We start from the raw sequence: 658 nt of genomic DNA, 5'->3' as shown, positions 1-658 counted from the left end.
GCCGACGCGAGGCTGCTGCGGGGCCTGCCCAAGCGCCGCACCGCCCTGACGTGGGTGCCGTGGACGCACTCGCGCCTGGCCGCCGCGTCCGGCTACGGCGCCGGGGTGACCTCCCCCGGCTGGTACCACCACCTGTTCACCGCGCCGGACCGGCCGGTGGCGCGGTGGCTGGCGTCGGTGGCCGCGGTGCTGCGGGAGGAGGACCTGCCGGCGTCCACCGCGCACGTGCTGGAGGCGGTGCGGCTGGCGGAGGCGCTGGCCGCGCTGCGCGGACGTCCCCTGGCGGGCCTGGCGGAGGTCACGGAGGCCACCCGGGCGGTGCTGTGCGAGGGCGACGAGGCCGCCCTGGCGCTGGTGGCGCGCCGCCTCGTGGTCGGGGAGGCCCTGGGCTCGGTGCCGCCGGAGGCGCCGGCGGTGCCGCTGGAGGCGGACCTGCGGGCCGCGGCGCGGGCGCTGCGGCTGCGCCTGGACCCCGCCGAGCGCACCCTGGACCTCGACCTGCGCCGCGACACCGACCTGGCCCGCTCCCACCTGCTGCACCGCCTGGACCTGCTCCGGGTGCGGTGGGGGGCGCCGGCGCAGGCGCGCAACCGCTCCGCCGGCACCTTCCGCGAGAGCTGGCGGCTGGCCTGGCGCCCGGAGGTCGTCGTGGACCTGC

The 658-nt window shown here is 80.2% G+C and carries 1 protein-coding gene; it reads left to right on the top strand.

The genetic code is table 11. The features are described from left to right. Window positions 1-658, top strand: a 658-nt coding sequence (locus tag ABEB16_RS18195) for a DUF5682 family protein (protein WP_345713628.1), incomplete at both ends; no start/stop codon positions are given.

The sequence above is a fragment of the Kineococcus glutinatus genome, from assembly GCF_039542765.1.
Taxonomy (GTDB): Bacteria; Actinomycetota; Actinomycetes; order Actinomycetales; family Kineococcaceae; genus Kineococcus_A; species Kineococcus_A glutinatus.
This window is presented reverse-complemented; position numbering and strand designations above follow the sequence as displayed.